A 25,155-nucleotide genomic window follows, 5' to 3' on the forward strand; every position below is an offset into this window, starting at 1 on the left:
AATTTTTTTCGATGTCAACCAGTTATTGGAAGATTCTATTAATCAGTATTAATGAACTAGCCGGAAAGTTGTCAACTAATAAAGTCAAAGGAGCTACTACGTGCTGCCTTTTTTCTAAATTATGAGTATGCTTGCACCTTCGATTTAAAATCATTTCTTCCTCGCCATAAGACGTGATTTGAACCAAGGGGAGCGTTAGATCATTCTACGTAACTTAGCTTATACCTATCCCCTACAAACTTTCATTCAATTTGAAAAACTAATTGAATTTCACTACTTTTTTTCGTCCCAATCAACGCAAAATCGAGTGATATTCGAGTGGGCTAAGGTCAAGACTATGAATAATTTAGGATGAAGGCGATTTATTAGCCAAAGCCAATGTATCTCCCAAACATACTCTTGTGCAGAAAAGTCAAAATTGAGTTTGTTATTCTCATCCGTCAATATTTTCTCATTCAAATTCATCATCAAAATTCCCCTCAATGACTTTCAAACGAAAAAAGGAAAATAGTACACTATTTTTAGTCCTCAAAAAAACGCCAGAACTATTGAACTCACAATAATTCTGGCGTTTTGTAGTGTCAAACTTGAGATGTATACTCAACCTTTAATCAGATAAAAATTTTATCAACCTCGAATTCCCTACACTTTTTTTCGAATTCATTGGCTGTATTATTCTATTGCTCTTACTTTAATCAGGTAACCTCTCTCCTGAGGGTACTTGAATGGGTACTGAAGTCGATAACGGAACCGCAAAGTCAGGCGTACCATCCACTTTCCATCCGAATTTTTGAATGCGAGTACTGCGCTTTTTGCTACCACCTTCCGATTCAGGAATGGCATGATAAACGATCCAATCCTCCGTCCCATCAGGGGATTGGGAAAAACCATTGTGACCCGGAGCGAACACCTCGTTATCCTCTGATTTTTTGAAAACAGGATTCGGCGATTTACTCCAGGACTGAGCATTTAATAGATCGGTCCCAGCACTAGCAGTTAACATGCCAAGTGAGTAGTCATCCGACCAGGTAGCGCTTGCCGAATATACTAAGAAAAGCTTGTCATTTCTTTTCAACATGACCGGGCCTTCATTTACAGCCAACCCTCCCTGCACTTCCCATTCGTATTCCGGTTTCGATATCATTACATTTGGACCAATCAAAGTCCAAGGATTAGACATTTCCGCAATATAGAGAGCAGAACCATAGGCTGGGAAATTTCCATAACCCGCATAAACAAAGTACCACTGACCATTTTGCTCAAAGACTGTTCCATCTAATCCAGGTTGTTCTGTATTTACATACCCCCGCTCAATCCATTCACCTTCAAAAGGATCTTGTGAGGAATTTTCCAATACGAATATTTTCCGTGCCATGTCACCGCCTTTTCCATCGTTTGCAGTGAAATACACATACCACTTTCCATTAACTTTATGAATTTCTGGAGCCCAAAGGTAGTGGCTATTTATCCCTTCCTCAGGTGGAGTCCAGATTGTCTTACACTCCCCATTGGCAATACCACTCAATGTAGGAGACTTCCATAAGTCAAGATGTGTTCTCCTAGTAGCCATAAAATAATACATATCATCATCTTTATAAACCCACGGATCCGCTCCTGGATCCATTAATGGATTTTGAAAAGTATTTTTAGTCATTTATAATACCTTCTTTCCTTCAAAATTGTTGTATATAAGATTTTAAAAAATGTTTAATTGTTAGATTTCATGTTGGCATTATTCAAAAGATTATTATATAAACTTAAAAATATTTACCCTTTAACGGATCCAATCATTACACCTTTGACAAATTGCTTTTGAACAAAAGGATACATAACTAGAACAGGTATACTAGCTACGATAATCAAAGCATACTTAATACTTTCACCCAGCAACATCTTTTCGTCTAATCCAAATTCACTGCCGACATCCTCTGTAATACTCACCTGACTTACGAGAAGAATTTCTCTTAGTATGCCTTTGCCGGTGCTCCAATCGGATGCAACATAATTTGCTTTCTTCCAATCTCCTTCAGGTTCAGTCAAGGTATATTGATAATTTTGCCAACCATGTTATGCTGTCGGTAAAATCACATTATAATCCAGAAGCATTTGTTCTAAGTTACGTGCAATCAATTTTCCGGGATACTTTGTGCTGTTATCGAATTTGTTATAATGATCAGCTTGTGCTATCCTAGTCTCATAGAGTCCGGTTCTTGGTGCCATATTGTTACCCATATAGAGTAAATAATACTGTCCATTTTGATAATACAATACTGGCCCTTCAAAATTGAACTTATCAAAGCTTGCCCAGTGCCCTTTCTGGGTATGAATCAATTCTTTTCCAAGACTTCGACCAGGATTACCTCTTTCATTAAAAAAAGATTCAACCTTCCACATCCAAGCACTCGCATCAAAGGATCTTTCTGCCCCGGTATTTGGATCTGCCTCAAATGGATTTACTTTCCGTAAATAGAGCAATTCCCCAGCCGGAGCAACAAAAAACTGTACATCGATCCCCATATCGTATTTCTCTTCCAAAAAGCTATGCCTAAAATCAGGCGTAGTTTGCATCGTACTAGGATCTCCATGAATAAGGTTGACCCCATTAAAACCGTAAAACATTAAGCCATTATGAAATAACAAATCTGATGCCCATTCGGTGTAATCATTTTCAGCATATGGGGGAAGCGTACTTGGGTCGCTTGAAATAAATTCATAGGGACTTTCCCAATGAATCATATCTTTGGATCAATATACATTTCCCAACGCCCCTGTTCCCATTAAATAATAATAACCATTATATTTCTCAATTGTTCCGTCATAAACCTTTACTTTTTCTCCCTTGTTGGGACCTAAATCAACTACGAACTTATTGTTAAGTTTTTTAGATTGCTCTTTACCATACACAGTTTGCGGGATAATCATGATGCTTAGGATCGTTATCAAGCCAATTGATCCGATAAAGAACCGATAAAAAATCCTATTTTTCATCAAAGTTCCCATTCACCTACCCCTTTTTTTGGATATTGAACATATTAAAGTCAGTAGTTTGCAATCACCTCCTTTAATTCCTCATTTAGACTTCGAATTCACGCCTTAACATAAAACGTTAATCAATCTACCTTTGCTCAATCCGAAACAGATAATCTACATCTTCCTCTTGTAATGGCACTGTATAAATCCTACAGTCACGGAATATCCCTTTAAACACTGCTTTACCGTCTGATTCACCAAAGGCATCCACACCAAATCGGGCCCCAAGACCACCTGGATCGGAGTGACGTTCGATGAACGGAGAATAAGAGGATTTTGTCTCTGTCAATTTTCCATCCAAGTACACTTTATAAATACCCTCATTGAATACGGCTGTTACGTTATGCCATTTATTTGTTTCTATCGATCCTGCGGAAACAGTTACTAGTTTCCCTTTATTTCGGATAGCTGCTTCTAATTTTCCATCTTTGATTCGGATACCTAGACCGCTATCATTTCCCCCCTCATCATATAAAACTTGGATTCCATCTGTACGATTAGCTTTAAACCACATAGATACCGAGCGCATATTAAACTCATTATGCATAAAGCCACTACTTGAATTGGAAGCCAAGGAAACGTAACTATGGAATGTGGTCGGGTAGTTTGCCTCCAAAGAAAACTTGTTTATTAACTGAAATAGCTCATCTTCCCCTAAAGGGAATACCGTTGCATGACGAATTTGATGTGGGAAACGATACTGTTCACTATCGAGCTCATCAGACCAATCTACAAGATTGGTAGATTCCTTTATTCCAAACCTTCCATATTTCCAATAATCGTAGATAAGATACCACTTTTGCTGATTCTGAATCTTTAATATTTCAGGTCCTTCCGTATAATCCGGAGTAATAAAATCACTAATCACCTCATATGGACCGCTTAAATTGGATGATACAGCAAGCTTATTAGCAATTGGCTGAGAATGTTTTTTGGGTTCATAGACGGCGCTTTCGTCTTTTACAAACATATAATTTGTTCCATTCCATTGTTCGATACTGGCATCAATGGTTTGAAAACCAGGATCAAAAAATAACTTTGTTTCAGAAAAGATATCCCAGTTCGCTGTACGACAGAAATAATGTTTATTATGACTTATATCATCTCCGACACTGGACGCCCAATAGAGAATATAATTTTCTATTTCTGGGTCATAACTAAATTCCGGTGCCCATGAATTTTGAACCTGATTATAGTTAGCCATAACCTCTATCGCCTTTTCATCTTCCCATGTTATTAAGTCTTTTGACTTAGCATATCCTAAAAATTTCCCTTTTGGACGAATGGTAAAGACCATATGCCAGAATCCATCTTTTCCTTTGTTAATAAAAGGGTCACGTAATATTCCTTCTCCAATAGACGGTGACCAAACAGCATTATTTTGATTAAGATCATACCAATGTAACCCATCACGGCTATATGCATAATGAAGTTTCTCATTTTTATTCGTTTGCATAGGTCCAGATCTAAAATAGCCAATTAAATATGCTGGTGTTTCTTTAGACATAGTTTAATTCTCCTTTTTGTATGACTTAGGCAAAACTTTGTCTCGTTGGGATCGGTTTTTCTAATTCACCGTAGATATCCACTAACTTTTGAAACATCTTACATTTAATCTCTGCATAGTCCTTTTTGTTATACAAATTAACAAATTCATTTGGATCCTCCTCAAGATCGTAAAGTTCACCTTCACCCCGATCAAGATAATAATTTAGCTTATATCGATTTGTCACAAGTGTTTTTACATAAAAGCTAGGTTCTGCACGATTTTCCACTAAACACCAATCTCGTGTAGCTTGATCAGGTTGATACATCGTATTTAATTGACTAGTTCCCTGCATGGAAGGACATTTATCTATTCCGGCAGCCTCTAGAAATGTTGGTGCTAAATCCACTAAACTCATAAGCGAAGTTGTCCTTCTGCCTTCCGGAAGCTCGCCTTTCCAACGAACAAGAAACGGAACACGTAAAATATCATCATAGTGTATCGGCCCTTTCAGCCAAAAGCCATGATTACCAGCGTAATCACCGTGATCAGAAGTAAAAACAATTAATGTGTCTTCGGCCAAGCCTAACTCATCTAACCTATCTAAAATACGTCCAATATGGTGATCTATAAGGCTGATCATCCCATAATAAGATGCAAGCCATTTTCTGGCTCTATCGTAACCGAGCTTTTTATTCGTATGACCTAAACACTGAACTCCCCCCGTATTATGGCCCGGATCAGATGTAACATCAATATCAAGCTCATTCATCCGATCTTCTAATAAGCATTGATGAATAAGTGGCTTATCAGCCATTTCCCCCTCTTTTTCAATAAACGGAGGCATTTGATCGGGATCATACATACTATTCCATGGTTCTGGACATAAAAAGGCATTATGCGGATCTTGAAAACTACACCAAGCTAAAAACGGCTTATCTTCCTCTCTGTTTTCGATAAAATCCATCGTCTGATTTGCTGTCCAACGAGTGTAGTGATATTCCTCCGGTAAACCCCAAGAACCTTCGCGATGCCCACCACTAGGTCCAAAATACTTCGAAGGATCAATTCCCTGTTCGACTAACCACGTCCCATAATGCATACCATGGGAAGAGTCTTCATCGGAATGTCCGTGAACCATTGCAACTTTTTCAAATCCGTAGTATGGACCTTGCCACTCCTTCCAAAAGTCACGATCATGTATATGTGGCGGAGCTTCAAAACTACCTTCTTTTAGTACAGGCTTAAAATGGGCTTTTCCAAACAATCCTGTCGTATACCCATGTTCCGTCATTAAATGACCCATAGTTGTTCTGTTTTCATCTAATTCCACACCTATATTCCAGCATTTATGTCTCGATGGGTATTCCCCTGTAATAATAGAGGAACGACTTGGAGAACAAACCGGGCTTGCCACATATGCCCTCTCAAAAGCAACCCCTTCCTCCACCAATCGGTCCAAATTCGGAGTATGTATTGTTTCGTTTCCTAATCCATGAATGGTGTTCCAATGTTGTTGATCTGTTGAAATTAACAGAATGTTAGGCTGTTTTCTTTTTCCCACTTGCTAGACCTCCAGTTGTCACAATATAATAAGTATAAAAATAGACCTTGGTTTCTACCATAGCCAAGATCCATGAAATTCTAAATGTTATATTGTTAGATTAATGGATAACAATTTGTTAGATTCCTGAAGGGAGGAGTTATATTTGAAGGAATTTTCCCATGAACATGCAGAACATTGGTTTCATAACCCAACCCCTATCGAAAAGGCGGGTGGACTTTGGCCCATTAGGGCGGGGCAGAACAAAGCCAAGTCAAATTACAGGATGGGGCCGCGTATAATCACATATTACAGCCTACATTTTATATTGGCTGGCGAGGGATCATTCAGTCAAAATGAAACAATTAAAGAAATTCAGCAAGGAGATATATTTTGCTTACTTCCTAACCAAACACATCAATATTCATCTAATCCTGACCACCCACTTCGAATGTTCTGGTTGGCCTTTGATGGAAGACAAGCAAATCCACTTCTTAAACGGATTGGGATAACGAACTATTCCACTCATGTAAAAGGTATCCTGAGTGAGGAAATTACTGGAATTTTAAGTGAACTTGCTACACATTTTAAAAAGGACGATGAAGATGATGACTTATTTGGCTTGAGTATCATGTATAAACTATTTCACAGCCTTTCTGTTCAATCAAAACAAAAGGACCTTACACCTACACCCCCTAGAAATTGGCTTCAAAAAAGCCAGGAATATATGAATATGCACTTTGCGGAGAATGTTTCCGTAAAAGATGTAGCAAAATACGTTGGGATTCACCGCTCCTACTTTACCGATTCGTTTGTAAATGAGGTCGGAGTAACACCAGGTAAATATCTGTTATCCTTAAAAATGAACAGAGCATTAGAATTGATTTCAGAGAAAGCGCATACTATAACTGAAATAGCACTCTCGCTTGGTTATTCAGATCTTTACTCCTTTTCTCGGGCTTTTAAAAATTATTATGACGTTTCACCAAACCAATACCTTGCAAATAAATAAGTGTCCATAAATAAGGAGGGCCATAATCCTTTTGAAACTAATGGTATACCTAAGAACTCCCCATGCTAAAAATACCTGCACGGGGAGTTCTTAGATACTCCTTTTATTATTAATATATCCGCTGTTAGCTTTGCTTTTACTCGTAGTGACTCATATTAAAATTTTTGAACTTTTCAAGTTCGTCTGTGGTACATAATACAGAAGGATAACTAGCCATTCTGTTCATTTGTTCTTCAGAATTTACCGTCCAGGCAATAAGTGTAATATCATTCTCTTTGCATATTTGTACGTACTCTTCCGTTATAAATGATACCTCTACAGCCAAATATTTCGCACCTATTTCCTTCATATATGGAAAAACGGCAGGTGTCGCTCCACTTATTATCAAACCAATTTCAATATCTTTGGAGAGTTCTCGGAATCGACCTATGGCATAATGATCAAAACTACTAACATAAACTTGATCCATCATATCCACTTTTTCAATCAATTCTAAAACAGTTGCCTCCATTCCCGGATAAAGATATCCTTGTTGTTTTAATTCAATATTAACGGTCATTTTGCCTTTCATAAGCTGCAATGTTTCTTCCAATGTGGGAATAGTTTCTCCTCCTTGAACACGAAAGGATTTTAATTCATTCAATGTATAATCTTTAATTTGCCCCTGTTCTCCGGTCATCCGTTCAAGCTTAGCATCATGCATAATTACCGGAATACCATCTTTACTTAAATGGACATCAATTTCCAAAACCTTAAAACCTAGGTCATAAGCTGCTTGAAAGGAAGATAACGTGTTTTCTGGATATTTCACCGGATATCCTCGGTGTGCAATTCCTCTATATTTCATTTCTATCACTCTCTCTGTCATATTTTTAATACATTCTAAATCCAAGAAAATCATCGAATTGGTAATCAATGCCCTGCCCTTCGTTTCGATTAAAGAACTCTAGCTTTTTAGCTACAATCATCCTTTTATAGAACCGATCATAACCCCTTTAACAAAGTGCTTTTGTACAAATGGATACAAAACAATAACTGGCAAACTAGCAATTACAATAACCGCATACTTCATACTTTCAGCCAACATTACCTGATTCACCATCTCAAAGTCCATAACAGCATTTTCCATAGCAGACTGATTTTGAATGAGTATTTCCCTTAAAATAATTTGAAGGGGATATAAATGATCACGATCTAAATAAATTAAGGCGTCAAAATAGGAATTCCAGTGACCTACAGCGTAAAACAGAACCATCACGGCAATAATTGGCTTTGATAAAGGTAGAATAATCTTCAGAAACAGTTTAAAATCACCACAGCCATCTATTAAAGCCGCTTCTTGCAATTCCCAAGGAATACTGCTTTGGAAAAATGTTCGCATAACAATCACATTATAGGTTGCTATCGCATTTGGAATTACCATAGCCCAAATAGTGTCAATCATCTCCAGGTTTTGTACAATTAGGTAGGTCGGAATGATTCCTCCCTGAAAGAACATTGTAAAAACAATAATCAACATAAAGATGTTTCTTCCCGGCAAATCCTTTCTTGACAACGGATATGCAAGTAAAGTGGTTAATATTAGATTAATAAATGTTCCTAATACTGTATATACAACTGTGTTTTTATAGCTGTTCCAAATCCGTCCGTCCTGAAATACCTGTGCATAAGCATCGAATGTAAGCCCTTTCGGATATAACCACACCTCTCCATTGAGGATCATATTGGGATCACTTAACGATGCACTTACAACAAAAATGAGTGGATACAAAACAATGACAATAATCATAATCGCAATGGTGTAAATGACAATATTAAAAACCTTGTCTTCGGAGAATTTCTGGTTAATCTTTGTAATCATACTCACCCCCACTATATCTTTCTTACCATAAGCTCGTCTCAGCTTTTTTCTTTCCTAGCTGATTAATCAATATCAACAATATAAAATTAATCACAGCATTAAATAGGCCAATCGCAGTTGTATAACTGTAGTCACCATCTAAAATACCCTTTCGATAGGTAAAGGTTGCAATAACATCGCTGGAAGACATATTCAAATCATTTTGCATCAATAATATTTTTTGAAAGCCAATGTCCATAAAATGACCAATATCCAAAATCAAAAGAATGATAATTGTAGGTAAAATAGCTGGAATTGAAACATGTATAACCCTTTGCAAACGGCTGGCACCATCAACTCTAGCTGCTTCGTACAATTGTGGGTCCACACCGCTCAATGCAGCAATATAAATAATGGACTGCCATCCCATATCGGTCCATATGTTTGAACTGATAAAAAGAAATTTAAACCATTCAGGTTTTTGCATGAACGGTACCGGGTCAATACCTAAATGACTTAGCGCAATATTAACAATCCCATTCTCTGGATCCAAAAATAGGCTTAACATCCCTACAACCACTACTACTGAAATAAAATGAGGAATGTAGGTGATATTTTGAAGCGTTTTTTTAAATTTGTTCATTCTAATTTCATTGACTAACAAAGCTAATAGAATTGGGATTGGAAAGCCAATAATCAAGGAAAACATTTGGATTGTAACTGTATTTTTTATTAGTCTCCAAAAATAATAGGAAGAAAAAAACCGCTTAAAGTGCTCGAGCCCAACCCATTCGCTCCCCCAAAATCCACTTATGGGTAAATATTCTTTAAACGCAATCTGCAGTCCATACATGGGGCCGTACGTAAAAATAACATACCAAGCCATGGGTAATAAAAGCATTAAATATAATTCATATCGCTTCAAAATTTGCTTCCAAAGCTTCTTTTTTGGATTCAGAACTGGAACCGTCTTTTTTGATTTTCGATGAGCAAGTTCAGGTTTAAGGTTCATTCGCTCGCCTCCATATAAATAAGGGGGGAGCAAATCTACTGATTTGCCCAGTCCCTTAATGTTTATTTAAATTGTTTATCATATGCTTCCTGATAAATTTCTTCAAGTTTGTCTAGGCCTATATCATTTACCGTTGATACATATTGATCCCAGGAATCAAAACTAAGGTCCCCTGTGATGAATTTTGCCCTACTTTCATTGGTATACGTGTCAAGATCATCTCGTATGTCATATATCTCTTTCGACACATCCTCTTCAAACATTGGTGCTGGATACACACTCTCCAAAACATACGGCTCCATCTTTGAAGCGGCTTCAGCATCTACCGGCGTATTTACCGCTCCTGCAGTTTTGAGCGTTGAATATTGTGGCGTACCACCTCCTGGTCCTGGAAATGCAGAGCCAGTGCCTTTGGGCAAATTACGAATTTCGTCTGTATACCCTGGTACACCGTCTTCATCATATTCAAATGTCTTTCCTTCCTCGCCATATGCGAAAAACATGGATCCCTCATCCCCGTCGTAAAGGTAATCTAACCAGCGAATAGACGCTTCCGGATGTTCATTTGAAGCAGAAATTGCAAATGCTCCTGTATCGCGAGCAATGGGACTAGAAATATATCCTTGATCCCCATCTGGGCCTTTAACAGGCGCTATCCCTTTATATTGATCAGCAACCTGCGGAAAAGCGTCAGCTGCTTGATTGGTAAACAAGCCAAGTTCACCTGATTGCATCTGGGCAATGTATTCAGCATATTCTTGGTCCATAACTTTATGGCCAATTAAACCTTCTTCATAGAGTTTGTTCAAATACATTAACAATTGTTTATACTTATCATCCTTTAACCAAATATGAACCTTGTCATTGTCAATATTGATACTATAGCCCATTTGCCGATATAGTCCCCATGACCCGCTAAGCGCATTAACAAGGTCTTGTACACTACTCGTTAGAAATGGTGTCCGATCGGGATACTTATCCTTAAACGCTTTTAGCAAGTTATATAGATCATCCGTTGTTTCAGGTTCATCCATATTGGCATCTTCAAGCATCTTCTTATTCATCCATAACTTATTAGTTCTTTGTACCAAAGGTTCAATAACACTTGACATTCCATAAATGTGACCATCCGGTGAGGTTACCCCTTTTTCCACCTCCGGATACTTATCAAAAATGGATTGAATGTTTGGTGCATACTTGTTAATTAATCCTTCCAATGGAACTAACGCTCCACTACTGCCATATTTCATTAAATTGTCATTGGAAATATACGCCTTATAAAATATGTCTGGCAGATCCTTTTTACCGAATACTAAATTTTTCTTCTCATCAAATCCCTCATTCGGTACATCACTATATTCAAACTTGATATTGGTCTTTTTTTCATACTCCTGAAACATAAACATTTCTTTATATGGCCCATTTGCGGCAGATCTGGCTGCAAACATTGTTAATGTAATAGGCTCATCGACAATTGGTAAACCTTCCTCATTAAAATCAGTTGGCGGGTCTTCCTTCGCAGGATCGGCCTGATTTGAACTTCCTTTTGAACTACAACCTGAAAAGACTACACATGCTGATACAATCAATAGTAGGAATAAAACACTTTTCTTCAAAACCGATTCCCCCTTTATTTATTTCATTACAATAGAACTCATTCACGAAAAGGCTTTCAATAGAAATTTGTTTCCTTTATCAAGACACAGAAATCACCTTTTTAAGATAAACCCTCCCTCCTGGATTCGTCCTTTTTGTTGTCTTTTCAAGAAAAAATCCTTGATCCACCACCTTTGCGTTCATGATAGTGCTTTCATAGTGAATGGCGAAAAAAAACATTCTTTAGTATCAGTAGGCTTCCTCCCGTGGTCTTTAATCACCTCCTCAACGGTCCGAAGAACACCCACAGGATGCCCTCGGGAAGGACAGATTTCTTCGATACTCCTTTTATTTGCCTTCCCATTTCTCGATAAGCAAGTTCGTCGCTACCGTCAGAATCCCGTACAGCTCTTTAGAGATCAGCTCATTTTCTAGCTGATAATCAAGTAATTGCTTGAAACTTTCCATATGTTTGCTTACTTTCCCAGCTGCACCTTTTTTCTCAAATTGACCTACTGCTGTTAAATGGATCTTAAGAGATTGATATTCCTTTTCAGATAAATCCTTCTGACGCTCCTTAAGGATTGACAACATATCATTTGTACTTGGCTCAAGTGGCATCACAAAAATATTATCGTATTTTGTATCACTGAAAAAACTTCGGACACCAACCTTACCATGTATAAACGCGGTAGGACTATGATCATCATAATCAATTTTTGGCTTGTCCATGTCCCCGACATAAATCTTTATATTTGTTCCTTTCACAACCACTTTAATATGTTGCCATTCATCTATTGGATCATCTAATTTTGCTCCGGCCAGGTAACTCCAATCGTAGTTAAACTTGCCGAGATGAACTCCGTCCTCATTGACATATGCCGTATACCCTTGCAACATGTCGCCATTATTGTGGTTCAGTTCTTTTCCATGGGCGGGGTTATTTACCCTGAATAGGATACCGCCATCCCCTTTTCCATCCACAACCTGGACATCTGCTTCAATGATATAATTATGCCAAGCACTATCGCCGGTCACTGACTTTCCAAATGTTCCGGCCCCAGAACGATAGAATCCTTCTTGGTCCATTTCTTGATACTGATCTTGTTTAATAAAACTGAAATGATGAAAATCAAAATCACCCTTCACCGTTTCTACTTTGATCGTATGTTTTCCGCTAGGTAATGAAATGTTTTCTTTTATCACGCTAGACCAATTATCCAACTCACCTGTTTGCGGAATGTCAATCACTCCCGTGAGATCTATTTCATCATCTAACCACAATCTCACTTGACTACCTTGTATATTAGTCGCAACACTCATATCCAATACGTATTTACCACCGGTGGCAATATCAACATTGTATTTATACCATTCACCTGGTTGATTCCATCCAATGTTAAACGTACCATCAGGATGGTTGCGAATATCAACGCCATCATAACGATATTTACGCCCGATATTTCCCGCGGTTTTATCATGATATGCGATACCTTCGCCACCAAGCATGTAATCTACTGCCATAACTTTCCCCGGCAAGAGGTGAACACTATCAAATGTATGGAAAATCATTTTTGCAAAAGATAATGCACCATCGATCACTTCAATTTTTAGAGTATGTTTTCCTTGCGGTAAGCCTAAATCGGATATGGAAATATTTTCCCAATTCTTACTTCCATCTGTAACCGGAATATTAACAACTCCTGTTAAATCTGTCCCATCATTTAATGATATTCTTATTTTTGTATTTTCATAAGAATTGTTGGCAATGAAATCAAGTCCATATTTTCTCGATTCGGATATATTTACATTATATTTTATCCATTCTCCTTTTTCTAAACTGGTGATGGCGTACCCACCTTCTGGATCAAGTTTAATATCTACTCCATCTTTTCTAAATTCCTCATCGGTATTTGAATCAGTGTGAACATGATAAGCGGTACCTTCACCACCGAGATTATAATCTTCTGCTTCAATTGTTCCAGGGATTGTTTTGTGTATATCAAAGGATCTGAAATGAAATTTAGAGATATCAAATTCCCCTTTCACAATTTCAATCTTTAACGTATGTTCTCCTTTTGGTAATTGTATACTTTCGACTATTAGCCTCTGCCAATTATTCCAATCATCCGTCGTGGGAACATCAACTATACCTGTTAAATCGATGTCATCATCCAACCAAAATCGTACTTTTGCATCTTGGAAAGTCGTGCCGTATTCCATTTCCAGATTGTAGATTCCTTCCTCTTTAATATCAACATTATACTTTAACCATTCCCCGGTTTGATTCCATCCGACCGCTGTCCCGCCCCCTGGCTTATCGCGAATATCAACAGCATCATCTCGTAACACACCCCCGATATTTTTTGGAGTAGTATCATGATAGGCAACACCTTCTCCACCAGTGATGTAATAGGCTGCTTCGATGTCTCCAGGGATCGGTTTATATCCATCAAATACACTTTCGGAGTCAAGATTTGTATCTACCTTCCAAATTCCTTCATATCGATCCCATTTAGAGTCAGAACCATCATTAAAATCTTCAAAAAGAAGCGGTACATCTTTATACTTACTCACTTCAAAACTAGCGAAAGATAATGAGCCTTGAACGACCTCTACTTTCATTTTGTGTTTTCCTTTTGGCAAAGAGACATTATCTATAATAAAGTTTTGCCATTGACCATCAGTATTTGGAACATCGACGATACCAGTAAAATCAGTCTTGCCATCAGCCCATAATCGCACTTTTGCTCCATTTTTTCCTGTAGCCACTCTTAAGTTAATACTATATTTACCTTTCTCTTTTGTATTGACGTTATATTGAAGCCATTCTTTTTTCGCTAGCTGGACACTATACCCACCTTCAGGATTTGGCTGGATATCAACTTCGTCCTTCCGATACGTATGATTCAATTCACCATCGGAAATGTGATAGCCGATACCATCCCCTCCTGAGTTATAATGAACAGCTTCTATTTTACCTGGCAAAGGTTTGTGGAAATCAAATACATTACTTCCATTTACTTTATTGCTTGTTGCGATATAACCAAAAGAGGCATGTACATCGCTTGTCGTGTATCCAATCTTCCCACCATTTAAAGAATCAACATCCCTTGTTTGCTTTTGCATTCCATCTACAAAAATAGTAAACTTGGAATCTGCCTTTTCAACTCTGATTTGATGTAACTGTTTATAATCAAAATCAGCAGGAAGTGCCGATTTCTCCCATTCTTGTTTCACACCATCAACAACGAAATTTGTTTCTAGTTGATTTTCATTTGAACTTAAAACAGCTATTCCATAGTTGTCCTCATCTTGATAGGAAAATACCGCTCCATAATAGGGGTTAGCACTTTCGTTCTTATTCATTAAAGTCATATTAAATTCAGCTGTATAATTTGATTCTGTCTCGTAAGTGGTGACTAGGCGATGCCATGTAGTGTCATTTATTGACTTTTGCTCTAGGCCATGATCATCAATCGACCAAGTACCACCATTAACCTTTGACCATTTAGTACCAATATCATTTTGTTTAAAACGATCACTAAAGTCCGGTAAACTTGGATTTTGTTGTTCAAATGTGGTCGGGCCTAGCACCGTCATTTTATCCCCATTCCATGCGATCCGATCCATATTAATATAGCGACCAGGATTAGCATGACTATGATACACAATAAACTCAGAATCTAAATCTGGGCCTCTTATAATGGCATTATGTCCTAATCCGACATTTTCGCCCTCCGTATTAAGAAGAATTGGATTTTGCAATGGCTTCTCTTTAAAGTTTTTCGTTGGGGAATCACTTGTCGCATAGTTAATGCGATATGCTTTGCTCCAAACATGATTACCCACATAGGTCATATAATATTGTCCATGTCTTTTAAATACCGATGCAGCTTCAGTCCATCCGTCCATTTCCGCTCCTGTGTTTATGGCTGGACCAAATGTATAAGGATCTTCCATTTTGTAAGCACTAATGTTGTTAGCCCCCGTACCATAAAAATACCACTGTCCATCGTCATCAATAAAGACGTGACCATCAATTCCCATTCCCAAGTTATCTGTTTGTTTTACAAAAGGGCCTAAAGGACTTGAACTTTTATAGACATAATGTCCATTTCCACCTGGCGATGTATACATATAAAAGGCCCCATTCCAATACGTCACTTCAGGAGCATAAGCTGCTTTCGTGCTTGGTTCCTCAGTGACAAGCCCAGCATAATCCCAATTAATTAGATCTTCCGACGTCCAAGCCTTTACTTTACGCCGCTTTTATCGTCGACAGTACTTACATAAAGGTAATAGGTTCCATTATGCTTTAAAATATGAGGATCACCTTCCCCGTAGAAATCCCCTTTATCCCATTCCCATGAATCTGATAGATCAAATGGGTTACTGTAAGCAAATGAAATACTTGGGAATATTAATAATCCGCCCATTATGAAGAGTATACGTAAGAACCACATTATGAACATGACCTCCTTTTATTATAATTTTGAACTTTTTCAATATGAAACTATCTTTGTAAATATTATAGAAGTAATATGAGGTTCTACTAATACTAATAATAGTCACCCCCTATCCCCCTCTTGATACCGCTTATAGATAAAGGCATTTTAGCTTAATTTTCTTTTGTAATAGAAAAGATATACTAATGCTATTCTACTGAATAGATTATTTACTCAGTACCCTTCGAGGATACACAACCGTTCTCCCGATTCATTCTTCCCAGACCTTTTTTAATTTTGCGACTAGTACCGGATGCCGTTCTCATAAGTTATGCATTTTGGTTTATCTCATAAGGAAAGGAGATGATAGGCATTTTTTTACTCTATAAGGTCTTGCCAAATCTAAGCACGCAAAAGTTCAATTATCAGGAACGTATCATCATACCTTTTATTTATTTTTGACTATCTATTTTTTGAAGTAACTGCCCCCATGTCGATACAGACGGTGTTTGATCGCCGTAATAAATTGGATTTGTGAAGGCTAACAATTGACCATCCGCCGACCTCACATCAACTCGCAGCCAACGATACCCTTTACTTTTCCAATTAAATGTATAACTGGAGGTGGCTCCTTGTTCTTCCAATACGACTTCACCATTTTCAATCCAACAAATGGAAATATTTTCATCACAATTTTCAAGGGTCACTGCACACTTCCCACTATAATCATTTAGTTCTAGTGCAGTCGTTAATTCCTCACCCATGTTAAATGTTTGATTGCCTATAGAAGCATTCAAATGGATAAATGGCCCTCTCGACACAAATACCTTTCCTTGTTTAACAGCCTTTAAAATAGCGGAGGCAGACAAGTTTTGTGCACGGACATGCGTTGCAGGGTCACCGATCAAAGACGGCTGACCATCGTCATTATAGCTTTCATGCGGGAGAAGATGAGAATCGGAACCACCGATTCCGGTTATATGATACCCTTCATTCCAAGTGTTCGACCAAAAGTTCAAAGCATGTTCAGTTGCGATTAGATTGTCTTTAAACGTCGGATCATTCCAAATTTCGATACTGTCGATCATAGAGAGGGGGATATCAGTGTACTGCCAAGCCCACGGCGGTAAAAACGGGTGGTTAACGGAGCATAGCGCATCGGTGTTCTTCATTTCTTGGAAGAGCTGCTTAGTCCCTGCCTCGGTTTGCAAACCGCCATCAGGCAATGATGTCCTTATATCTGGCCACTGCCGCACCCCCAGTAAATTCCAGTGCCCCTTCGTGGATGTCACTTCTACACCAGGAATGATCAATAATCTTTCGTCTGTCCACGACGTATGAACAATATTGTGTTCAGTCGCTACGAAGAAGTCTAAATTTTGCTTCTGTGCACTTTCGATATTACCGCTGCGTGTCATTTTCCCATCGGAAAAAATCGTGTGTGTATGAAAGTCCCCACGGTACCACTTTTCCCCTGGCTCTTTCATTTCGTCCCAGTCATATCCGTTGATAAAAAATCCCTCACCTTGTTGCGGTAAAACCCAGTGGGTATTTCCTAATGGATGAAAATTCCCCTGATCGATCACATCACCCTTACCTGATTCAACGACTATTTCGTATGAAACATTGGACTCTATTTGGTGACGATCATCGTTGGATCCGTGAGCTGTAAAAGCTTGTATCACCCACTCACCTCCGGTCAATTCACCTGGAATTGTAAGGGCACTTGATTTTTCAGGTTCCTTATGCAGCAATATTTTATTTAACGAATTACCCCGTAAATATTGTACCCGTAATGTTCCATGGGTATCGAACACAAGGAACTGCAACCAAACATTGTGGATGGTATCAAACGTGAAGATTATCCAATCGCTTTCATCAGGCAATATGAAACGATAGGAAAAGAAGGGCAGTTTACTCCCCTTGTCTATCTTTTGTTTAAAGTTGATCCGATTAGTCATTTACCTGTTCACCTCACTAATGATTTTTTTAAATGGGTTTGTCCTACAACATTTTTCCCCTCCTATCAATCTCGTTTGATCATACTAGTAAACTATTCTCTCTTATGTAAGCGCATTCATTATGCCCCAGCCTCTTTTATTAGATCACTTCAAGTTTCCTTTTTTGTACAGTTCCTCCATTTTAAGTTTAGCTTGTTTTACCCAATCTTCGACAGACATTTCTCCATTCCAAACCTTTGCTGCTTCCTGATTAAAATAATCGGGCCACTAAACATCTGGAGATCTCCAACGGTTGCTAGCCGACCAAGGTGCTAAATCTCAGCCAAATGAAACTTACATTTACTATGTTATTGGGTTGATAGAACAATGTACATACTATAATTAGTATAAAATAGATTAATTATAGTATTTAGGATATAAAAAAATACCCAATAAGTTTTTAATTTATTAGGTATTAAGTGCTTATTCTTAATGGGGTTATACCACGCAATTGGAAATTAAAAATAAACAATTTCCTTATTGCACTACTGAAGGCCGCTCTTTCGCCTTGTCGGCTTCCCCTGCATTTTTACTTGCGGCATCTCTATCCTCAGCCATTTCTTCTACAGTCTTCACTTTAAGACGGGCCGCACCTTTATAGTCTTTTGTAGGGATTAAATCATCTGAAGCCAATCGTTGTTTCGCTTCTGCGATCGCTTCGCTATATTGCGGTAGCCACTTTTCTTGAGCTACAAGTAGTTCATCTGTCATTTGCCATATTTCTTTAGGGTTACAGACAGCTCCTGTAAGTGGGTCCATCATCATCGCTTGACGCAGTAAAAAGTCATCTCCAGAAACTGCTGCTTCTACTGCAAGTCTCTGCACAGAAATACTCACATTACACACAGCTGCCGGGCCGAGAGGTAATTCTCCCACTTGCGGCATATTGATTCCATTTCGATCTACATATCCAGGCGCTTCAATAATCGCATCATCCGGTAGATTTGAAATCACACCATTATTCACAATATTGAAGTGACCTCGATAAACACGGCCAGTTTCAAGCCCTTCGACAATATATGAACCATGTTCTTCACTGCGATTTTCCTGTTTGTATTCCATTGCTTTTTCCTTCAACCAATTTGGAAAATCTGTTTCGAACCAGTTTCTACCTTCCGTGCAAACCCTAAGATAACCGCCTGTTTCTCCATTAATCCAAGTGCCTAAATCAATCCACTCATTGATCTCTTCCGGTCTTTTTCTATACCATGGTAGATATTCACTTAAATGCCCATTGGATTCTGTGCTATAATAGCCAAATCTTCTCAACATATCGATGCGAACCTTTTCCGTTTTGCTGAATTCAGGATGGTTTTCAAAGGCATCCAATAATTCACCCGTCATATCTTTCCCATTATGTTTTACGCTAATATACCATGTTTGATGATTGATACCGGCACAAATAATGTCAACTTCGTTCTTTTCTAGACCAAGTGCCTTCCCAATTTGCCGATGACCGCCTTGTACGCCATGACATAGGCCAATCGTTCTGACGCCGCCATATTTATTGCAAGCCCAAGTAATCATTGCCATTGGATTGGCATAATTGAGCAATAAACAGTCTGGGTCAGCTACCTCTCTGATATCCTTGCAAATATTTAACATCTCTTGAATACCGCGTTGCCCATACATAATGCCACCAGCACATAAAGTATCACCAACGCATTGGTCAATTCCGTATTTCAAAGGGATATCAACATCCGTTTGAAAAGCTTCTAGTCCCCCAATGCGAACAACGGAAAAGATGTATTTTGCATCTTTAAATGCTGCTCTTCGATCAACTGTAGGATGAATTTTTACATTTAAACCGTTTTCATTAATATCCCTCTGACAAAGCTGTGTAACCATATTCAAATTCTGTTCATTAATGTCTGTAAAAGCTACTTCAATATTATGAAACTCGGGTACCGAAAGCAGATCTCGTAAAAGGCCTCTCGTAAATCCAATACTTCCCGCACCAATAAACGCGATTTTAAATGACATTTGACAATCCCCTTTCAGAAATATATTGATTTAATACTAGATTAACAATACTTTCCGCATAAAGATTGTATCATCGTAACTTTCTTAGCTGATTTGATGTTTAAAATCCTAACTTTCTCGATATTTTTGGATATCACTTTTAAATAATCCCCTATAATCAATAGGCGTTTTTTTTGTATGCTTTTTAAACAGTTGACTGAAGTATTGACTGCTGTTAATACCAACATATTGAGCTATTTCAATGATTGGTATCTCTGTATCTTTTAATAACATTTTTGCCTTTTCTATTCTAAGTGTTGTTAAGTACTCCATTATCGTGCTGCCAATCAACTTCTTGAAAATCCTGTGAAGATAACCTGGATGCAAATTTACTGCTTTTCCAACATCACTCACTTTAATATCACAATCATAATTATAATGAAGAAACTCAGTTGCCTGGTTTACATAAACATTTACAAGCTGATTTTCCTTTTGGACTTCTTGATCCTCTACACCTAATCTAGCAATCTGAATCAGGAGTTGAGCTAATAGTAGCTGAACCATTACGCCTTTATCTTTTTCTTTTTTATCACTCTCAAGCACTAAATTCTTGAGTGTGTGATAGATCTCATTTGAATCTTTCAAGACGATAAATGATCTCTTTATCTTTAGAAATTGCGTTAATGCACTATTTTCATTTGCAATCTCTTTAATAGAAGGAAAGTGACTTTCTTTATGAATAAAAGAAAACTCAACATTTAACATTCTGCAAAGTTGTCCTGAATCAACAATTAATCGATGTGGCACATGTGAATCAAGCAATATAAAATCGCCTTTTTTAAGTAAAATAGACTCCGTTAATGTCTTGACAAGACATTTTCCATCTATCACATACATTATTTCCACATCTTTATGTTCATGATAGGCCATTTCATAAGCTTTCCATTGTTTAAAATAATAAGCATTCACTTTGGCATGATAATTGTCTTCTAATAACTCATGTTGAAATAAACTGGAAATACTCACTGTGCACCCCTAGATGGCATGTTATTATTTTTCCTTCATTAACGAATAGATCTCTTTTATTTTATCATCGCCAATATCCTTTTCTCCATATCTTGTTTGCTCGTAAGCATCTCTTAGCTTCTCGATTTTGTCCTCATCCATCGCTACATTTGGCTTTAATTCCTGCAATGTTTCCCGCGGAGTTTTAGTAGATTTATAAGTGATTGTTTTTAATTGTTGTAATAAAAAATTCCGATAAACAAAGCGTACTTTTTGTTGATTAGAAAGCGACTCCCAACGTGGTTCACGCTTAAATATATTTTGTACAAATCCTTTTGCTTTGTCTTGCTGCTCCTTTTTCCATTCCTGCCAATCAAAAACACTTTCTTTTTCATCAATATATTGACCTGATTCCTCCCGTTCCATTACCCTGTTCCCTATTTGTTGGAGAAAAAGAATAAGCGCACGAAATGCCCTTTTTATCCACATCCTAGTTTTCTTTACAATTAGAAGTAAGATTGCAATAGCAGCAAAAATTAAAAACACATAAAATATATAAGTCACAATGACTTCGAGAAATTTCGCGAATGCTGATGGTTCCCCAGGTTCCAGACCAAGATCCATCGATGCTGGCGGTGGAGCCTGTTCCGTCACCTGCTCGCCCTCAGTTCCAGTGCCAAATCCAAGAATCCACCGAATAAACGCTTTTATTCCGTTCATTAAAGCATCGCGAATCATTTGACCATTTGTTACCACCGCAATTAGCGCAATTGTAATAGTAAGAAATAGCCGATTTTGACTTTTAATTGCCCGACTAATCATTGGCTTGCTCTGTTTTGATAGTGTTGCAGACTTCAGATGATCACTATTAGAAATAAATAGGATTAGCACAATGACAATCGCCCCGCATACTGTGAAGGGTGTCATATATGGATGAAGCTTTTCCACATAGCGGAAAAGGAAGTAACTAATGAAATAGATAATGAATCCGCCAAACCACATGAATCCAGTCGATATAAGGTTGCCCCAGGAATGGCTTGCATACATCATACCTCGATAAATAAAGACGGGATGGATTATTGCTAGTAAAATCCAAAATAACAACTGTTCATAAAAAATCAGACTAGAGAAAACACCAATTGCAAGCGAAAAACCAGCGGATATCCACCATTTCTGATTTGGTATTAATGTTTTAAACAAAATGCCAATGACAAACAAAACGAGTAAACTTAAAAGCCAAGCCCATAATGATGAAGCTACAACTAAAATACCTATGATCAGAATGAATGGGAAAAGCAGAAGATATTCAACCACACCTTGGAAAAACGTTATGAGTAGGTCTCTTTGCCTTGACATTTTATATCCCCCTAATTCGCCTGTTGATGTATAACATCAAGTTCCATCATAAGAACCTCGACTGAATTTCCCTTTGCCTCTAAACGCTTAATCATTTCTTGCATCTTCTCCGTTACAATTACCGTCATTAAAAGAATATCGGTTCCTTCCAAATTTCTATCAATATCTTCTTTTAAAAAATAGTCAAAAAACGTACTCGTCCCCATTTTCACTTTTGCCATCGTTTCAAATAGATATGTAAGCTGTTGCTTCCCATTTTCCGGTTCTATCCGGATCGACTCTTTATTCATTTCATCAAAATACGCATTGCAACCAAAACCAGTACTGATCCCATTTGCAATTGCATATTGTGCGACTGTTGCGGCGTAAGAGAGTGCTTGTTCCAACACCTGTACATCGGTAATTGGCCTCCATACATCTTCATTCTGGTTAAAATTAATATAAATCATCAAGTGATGATCAGCGGAAAAGTCCTTTTGGTTTACTTGCATACGATTTGTTCGAGCAGTTGCCTTCCAATTGATAGAATTCAATGGATCACCAAATGCATAATTACGAACACCAGATGTCAAAAATGGATCTTCAATAATCCAACGTCGAACAATGACATCGCCTAACCAACTATGTGCAGGCAAGGGAATCTCATCGATTGCCAACAACTGTGGGTAGACAGTAATTTCAGCAGTAGATGGAACACTTTTAAATATTTCTCCAATCCCAAATACATCACCTGTTGATAGCGAGACTGTTTGAAAACGATAAAAGCCTCTTTTTGTACATGTTAAATATTGTCTTCTCCTTACTTTCTGATAAGGCATTAGGCTAAAAAGTGTTCGATGAAATTCACCGCTATTAATATCATTATCAGATTCAGATCGTTTTTGAAATTGTAAATGCTCGCTTATTTTTGATTCAAGGCGAAGCCATGGAATTGGAAGAAGCTTTTTATTAGAAATTTCATCAATCATTTCAATTTTTTCTCCTTCAAAAACGGCCTTCTCATTAAAAGATCGAGTATATTGTATACGTGATAAGCCCCATTTACCATATATGTAGGTTTGTACGCCAATAAACACAATGGTGACAACAATAAACCACGCGATATTCATCGATCACCTCGATCCTTTCAACATCAATTCTTCCGCTGGAACGGTAACTTGATCAAGGATTTCATCAAGAAGAACCTCAACTTGATTTTCCCTTAGTCTCATCGTGTGAGCTAGAATGAGTCGATGCCCCAATACAGGCTTAATCATTGCTTTAACATCATCTGGAATCACATATTCTCTACCTTTTAATACTGCATATACTTGAACAGCTTTTAACAAGGCTTGACTTCCACGCGGGCTAACACCCAATTCTATATGTTCATGTGTCCTCGTCTTTTCAATTATTTCCATCATATAGCTTAACATGTCATCACTCACATATACTTGCGAGAATAAACGTCGGGCTGCTAAAATTTCAGACCTGCCAGCAACAGATTCCAACTTATGAAGCGGATTATTCTCTTTAAACCGCTTTAAAATTGCTATCCCTTCCTCTTTAGTAGGATAACCTAAATCAAGTTTTAACAGGAAACGATCCATCTGTGCCTCTGGTAAAGGAAAAGTGCCTTGACTCTCTAATGGATTTTGCGTCGCAATGACCATAAATGGCCCTTCTAAAGAATGGGTTTCACCATCAATCGTCGCCTGTTGTTCCTCCATACACTCAAGTAAACTCGATTGCGTTCTTGGGGTTGCACGATTGATTTCATCTGCCAGGACAATATTGGAAAATATTGGCCCAGATCGAAATTCAAATTCGCCGATTTTTTGATTATAAAAATTAATCCCAGTTATATCCGATGGTAATAAATCAGGAGTGAATTGGATGCGCTTGCAAGAGCAGGATAAAGATTGTGCGATCGACTTCGCCAATAATGTTTTTCCTGTTCCAGGAACATCTTCAAGCAGCACATGTCCTGATGAAATAAGTGCAACAAGCAATAGATCAATCTTTTCATCTTTTCCAATAATGACTTGTTGAACATTCTGTTTTATCTCGTCGGCTAAATCCTTGATCGTCGTTAAATTCATCGTTGTAGCTCCTTTTCAGTAAAATAATTACTTCAGAGTATAATTGATAGTCATCTATAATATATCATGGCGGCGTTATCTATTTATATAGTTTGTCATAAGTTCTCTCTAAACATATATTGTTTAATAGAAAGCAGGTGACAACAATACGTCTTATATATTAAATGCCATGATCCCGATAATCATGGCATTTTTCTACTTCCTTTCAAGTTAAAGAAAAAGAAAGATATTTGCTTCAATTATTTCGTTGCCACTAGAAAAATAGCCGCCATCGAAGGAAGCTGAAAACATATTATAAAAGATTACATAAATAATAAGATTGAAAGATATATAAATATAATAAGGACTAAGATAGAAAAAAGAATTGTTGTAAAAATAATAGAATTGTGAGCAGGATTAAAAATACCTTTTTGTATTTCTTCTCTTTTCCTTGTGTATTGGGTAGTAGATATTACTACTATTATTGTACCCACTATACATGCAAAGATACCTAGAAATATAGCTACATTATTTATAAAATGATTTGTACTAATTTTAATAGTAAAATGTAAAGAAGTTGTCAAAAAGCCTACTCCTATAATAGAGACAGCTGTACGTAACCATGCTAAATATGTTCTCTCATTTGCTAAATGCTGTTGCGCATATTTTACGCTTTCATCTGGTAGCTCATTTATTTTATCCATTAAAGCTCCCATATTAGTAATTCCTCCTTTGACTAGTAACTATTAATAAAAAATTATGTCTTATTATTATACACCTTTTGCTATTAACAAAGAGCATATCC

At 37.5% G+C, this 25,155-nt stretch carries 20 protein-coding genes; 1 reads left to right on the forward strand and 19 read right to left on the reverse strand.

What is annotated here, in order from left to right:
• Positions 1-691: 691 nt before the first annotated feature.
• From MHB53_RS12240 to MHB53_RS12265, 6 genes are all read right to left on the reverse strand, one after another.
• Positions 692-1,654, reverse strand: a complete 963-nt coding sequence (locus MHB53_RS12240) for a glycoside hydrolase family 43 protein (protein WP_340918634.1) — start codon at positions 1,652-1,654, stop codon at positions 692-694.
• Positions 1,655-1,767: 113 nt separating this feature from the next.
• Positions 1,768-2,040, reverse strand: coding sequence for a hypothetical protein (locus MHB53_RS12245; RefSeq protein WP_340918636.1), 273 nt, complete (start codon positions 2,038-2,040; stop codon positions 1,768-1,770).
• A gap of 27 nt (positions 2,041-2,067) precedes the next feature.
• Complete coding sequence (locus MHB53_RS12250; protein WP_340918638.1) at positions 2,068-2,736, reverse strand: hypothetical protein; 669 nt, start codon at positions 2,734-2,736, stop codon at positions 2,068-2,070.
• A gap of 9 nt (positions 2,737-2,745) precedes the next feature.
• A complete protein-coding gene (locus tag MHB53_RS12255) occupies positions 2,746-3,000 on the reverse strand; it encodes a hypothetical protein (RefSeq protein WP_340918640.1) in 255 nt (84 codons plus the stop codon).
• A gap of 115 nt (positions 3,001-3,115) precedes the next feature.
• Positions 3,116-4,537, reverse strand: a complete 1,422-nt coding sequence (locus MHB53_RS12260) for a LamG-like jellyroll fold domain-containing protein (RefSeq protein WP_340918642.1) — start codon at positions 4,535-4,537, stop codon at positions 3,116-3,118.
• Positions 4,538-4,562: 25 nt separating this feature from the next.
• Entirely contained in the window at positions 4,563-6,080 is a 1,518-nt protein-coding gene (locus tag MHB53_RS12265) for a sulfatase family protein (RefSeq protein WP_340918645.1), read from the reverse strand.
• Positions 6,081-6,225: 145 nt separating this feature from the next.
• Between MHB53_RS12265 and MHB53_RS12270 the strand changes: the two genes are divergently transcribed.
• Positions 6,226-7,071 carry a helix-turn-helix transcriptional regulator gene (locus tag MHB53_RS12270; protein ID WP_340918648.1) on the forward strand — a complete coding sequence of 282 codons (846 nt, stop codon included), beginning with the start codon at positions 6,226-6,228 and terminating at the stop codon, positions 7,069-7,071.
• A gap of 136 nt (positions 7,072-7,207) precedes the next feature.
• Here the strand turns inward: MHB53_RS12270 and MHB53_RS12275 are convergent, their stop codons facing one another.
• From MHB53_RS12275 to MHB53_RS12335, 13 genes are all read right to left on the reverse strand, one after another.
• Positions 7,208-7,918 (reverse strand): glycerophosphodiester phosphodiesterase, encoded by a 711-nt coding sequence (locus MHB53_RS12275; protein WP_340918650.1) that lies wholly within the window; start codon positions 7,916-7,918, stop codon positions 7,208-7,210.
• Between the two features lie 117 nt (positions 7,919-8,035).
• Positions 8,036-8,932 carry a carbohydrate ABC transporter permease gene (locus MHB53_RS12280; protein ID WP_340918652.1) on the reverse strand — a complete coding sequence of 299 codons (897 nt, stop codon included), beginning with the start codon at positions 8,930-8,932 and terminating at the stop codon, positions 8,036-8,038.
• A gap of 22 nt (positions 8,933-8,954) precedes the next feature.
• Positions 8,955-9,923 carry an ABC transporter permease gene (locus tag MHB53_RS12285; protein WP_340918654.1) on the reverse strand — a complete coding sequence of 323 codons (969 nt, stop codon included), beginning with the start codon at positions 9,921-9,923 and terminating at the stop codon, positions 8,955-8,957.
• A 62-nt stretch (positions 9,924-9,985) separates the two neighbouring features.
• Complete coding sequence (locus MHB53_RS12290) at positions 9,986-11,539, reverse strand: extracellular solute-binding protein (RefSeq protein ID WP_340918656.1); 1,554 nt, start codon at positions 11,537-11,539, stop codon at positions 9,986-9,988.
• Positions 11,540-11,867: 328 nt separating this feature from the next.
• Positions 11,868-15,752: a carbohydrate-binding protein gene (locus MHB53_RS12295; protein WP_340924652.1), complete on the reverse strand. Its 3,885-nt coding sequence runs from the start codon at positions 15,750-15,752 to the stop codon at positions 11,868-11,870.
• 23 nt (positions 15,753-15,775) lie between these two features.
• A complete protein-coding gene (locus tag MHB53_RS12300; protein WP_340918657.1) occupies positions 15,776-15,985 on the reverse strand; it encodes a hypothetical protein in 210 nt (69 codons plus the stop codon).
• 434 nt (positions 15,986-16,419) lie between these two features.
• Positions 16,420-17,928: a CehA/McbA family metallohydrolase gene (locus MHB53_RS12305; RefSeq protein ID WP_340918659.1), complete on the reverse strand. Its 1,509-nt coding sequence runs from the start codon at positions 17,926-17,928 to the stop codon at positions 16,420-16,422.
• Positions 17,929-18,444: 516 nt separating this feature from the next.
• Positions 18,445-19,950, reverse strand: coding sequence for an alpha-glucosidase/alpha-galactosidase (locus tag MHB53_RS12310; protein ID WP_340918661.1), 1,506 nt, complete (start codon positions 19,948-19,950; stop codon positions 18,445-18,447).
• A 108-nt stretch (positions 19,951-20,058) separates the two neighbouring features.
• Positions 20,059-20,955 (reverse strand): AraC family transcriptional regulator, encoded by an 897-nt coding sequence (locus MHB53_RS12315; RefSeq protein ID WP_340918663.1) that lies wholly within the window; start codon positions 20,953-20,955, stop codon positions 20,059-20,061.
• Between the two features lie 24 nt (positions 20,956-20,979).
• Entirely contained in the window at positions 20,980-22,290 is a 1,311-nt protein-coding gene (locus MHB53_RS12320; RefSeq protein ID WP_340918665.1) for a DUF4129 domain-containing protein, read from the reverse strand.
• 11 nt (positions 22,291-22,301) lie between these two features.
• Positions 22,302-23,399 (reverse strand): DUF58 domain-containing protein, encoded by a 1,098-nt coding sequence (locus MHB53_RS12325; RefSeq protein ID WP_340918667.1) that lies wholly within the window; start codon positions 23,397-23,399, stop codon positions 22,302-22,304.
• 3 nt (positions 23,400-23,402) lie between these two features.
• Positions 23,403-24,371, reverse strand: coding sequence for an AAA family ATPase (locus MHB53_RS12330; protein WP_340918669.1), 969 nt, complete (start codon positions 24,369-24,371; stop codon positions 23,403-23,405).
• A 302-nt stretch (positions 24,372-24,673) separates the two neighbouring features.
• Complete coding sequence (locus MHB53_RS12335) at positions 24,674-25,066, reverse strand: YidH family protein (protein ID WP_340918671.1); 393 nt, start codon at positions 25,064-25,066, stop codon at positions 24,674-24,676.
• Positions 25,067-25,155: the final 89 nt, after the last annotated feature.

Source organism: Bacillus sp. FSL K6-3431 (assembly GCF_038002605.1).
Taxonomy (GTDB): Bacteria; Bacillota; Bacilli; order Bacillales; family Bacillaceae_C; genus Lederbergia.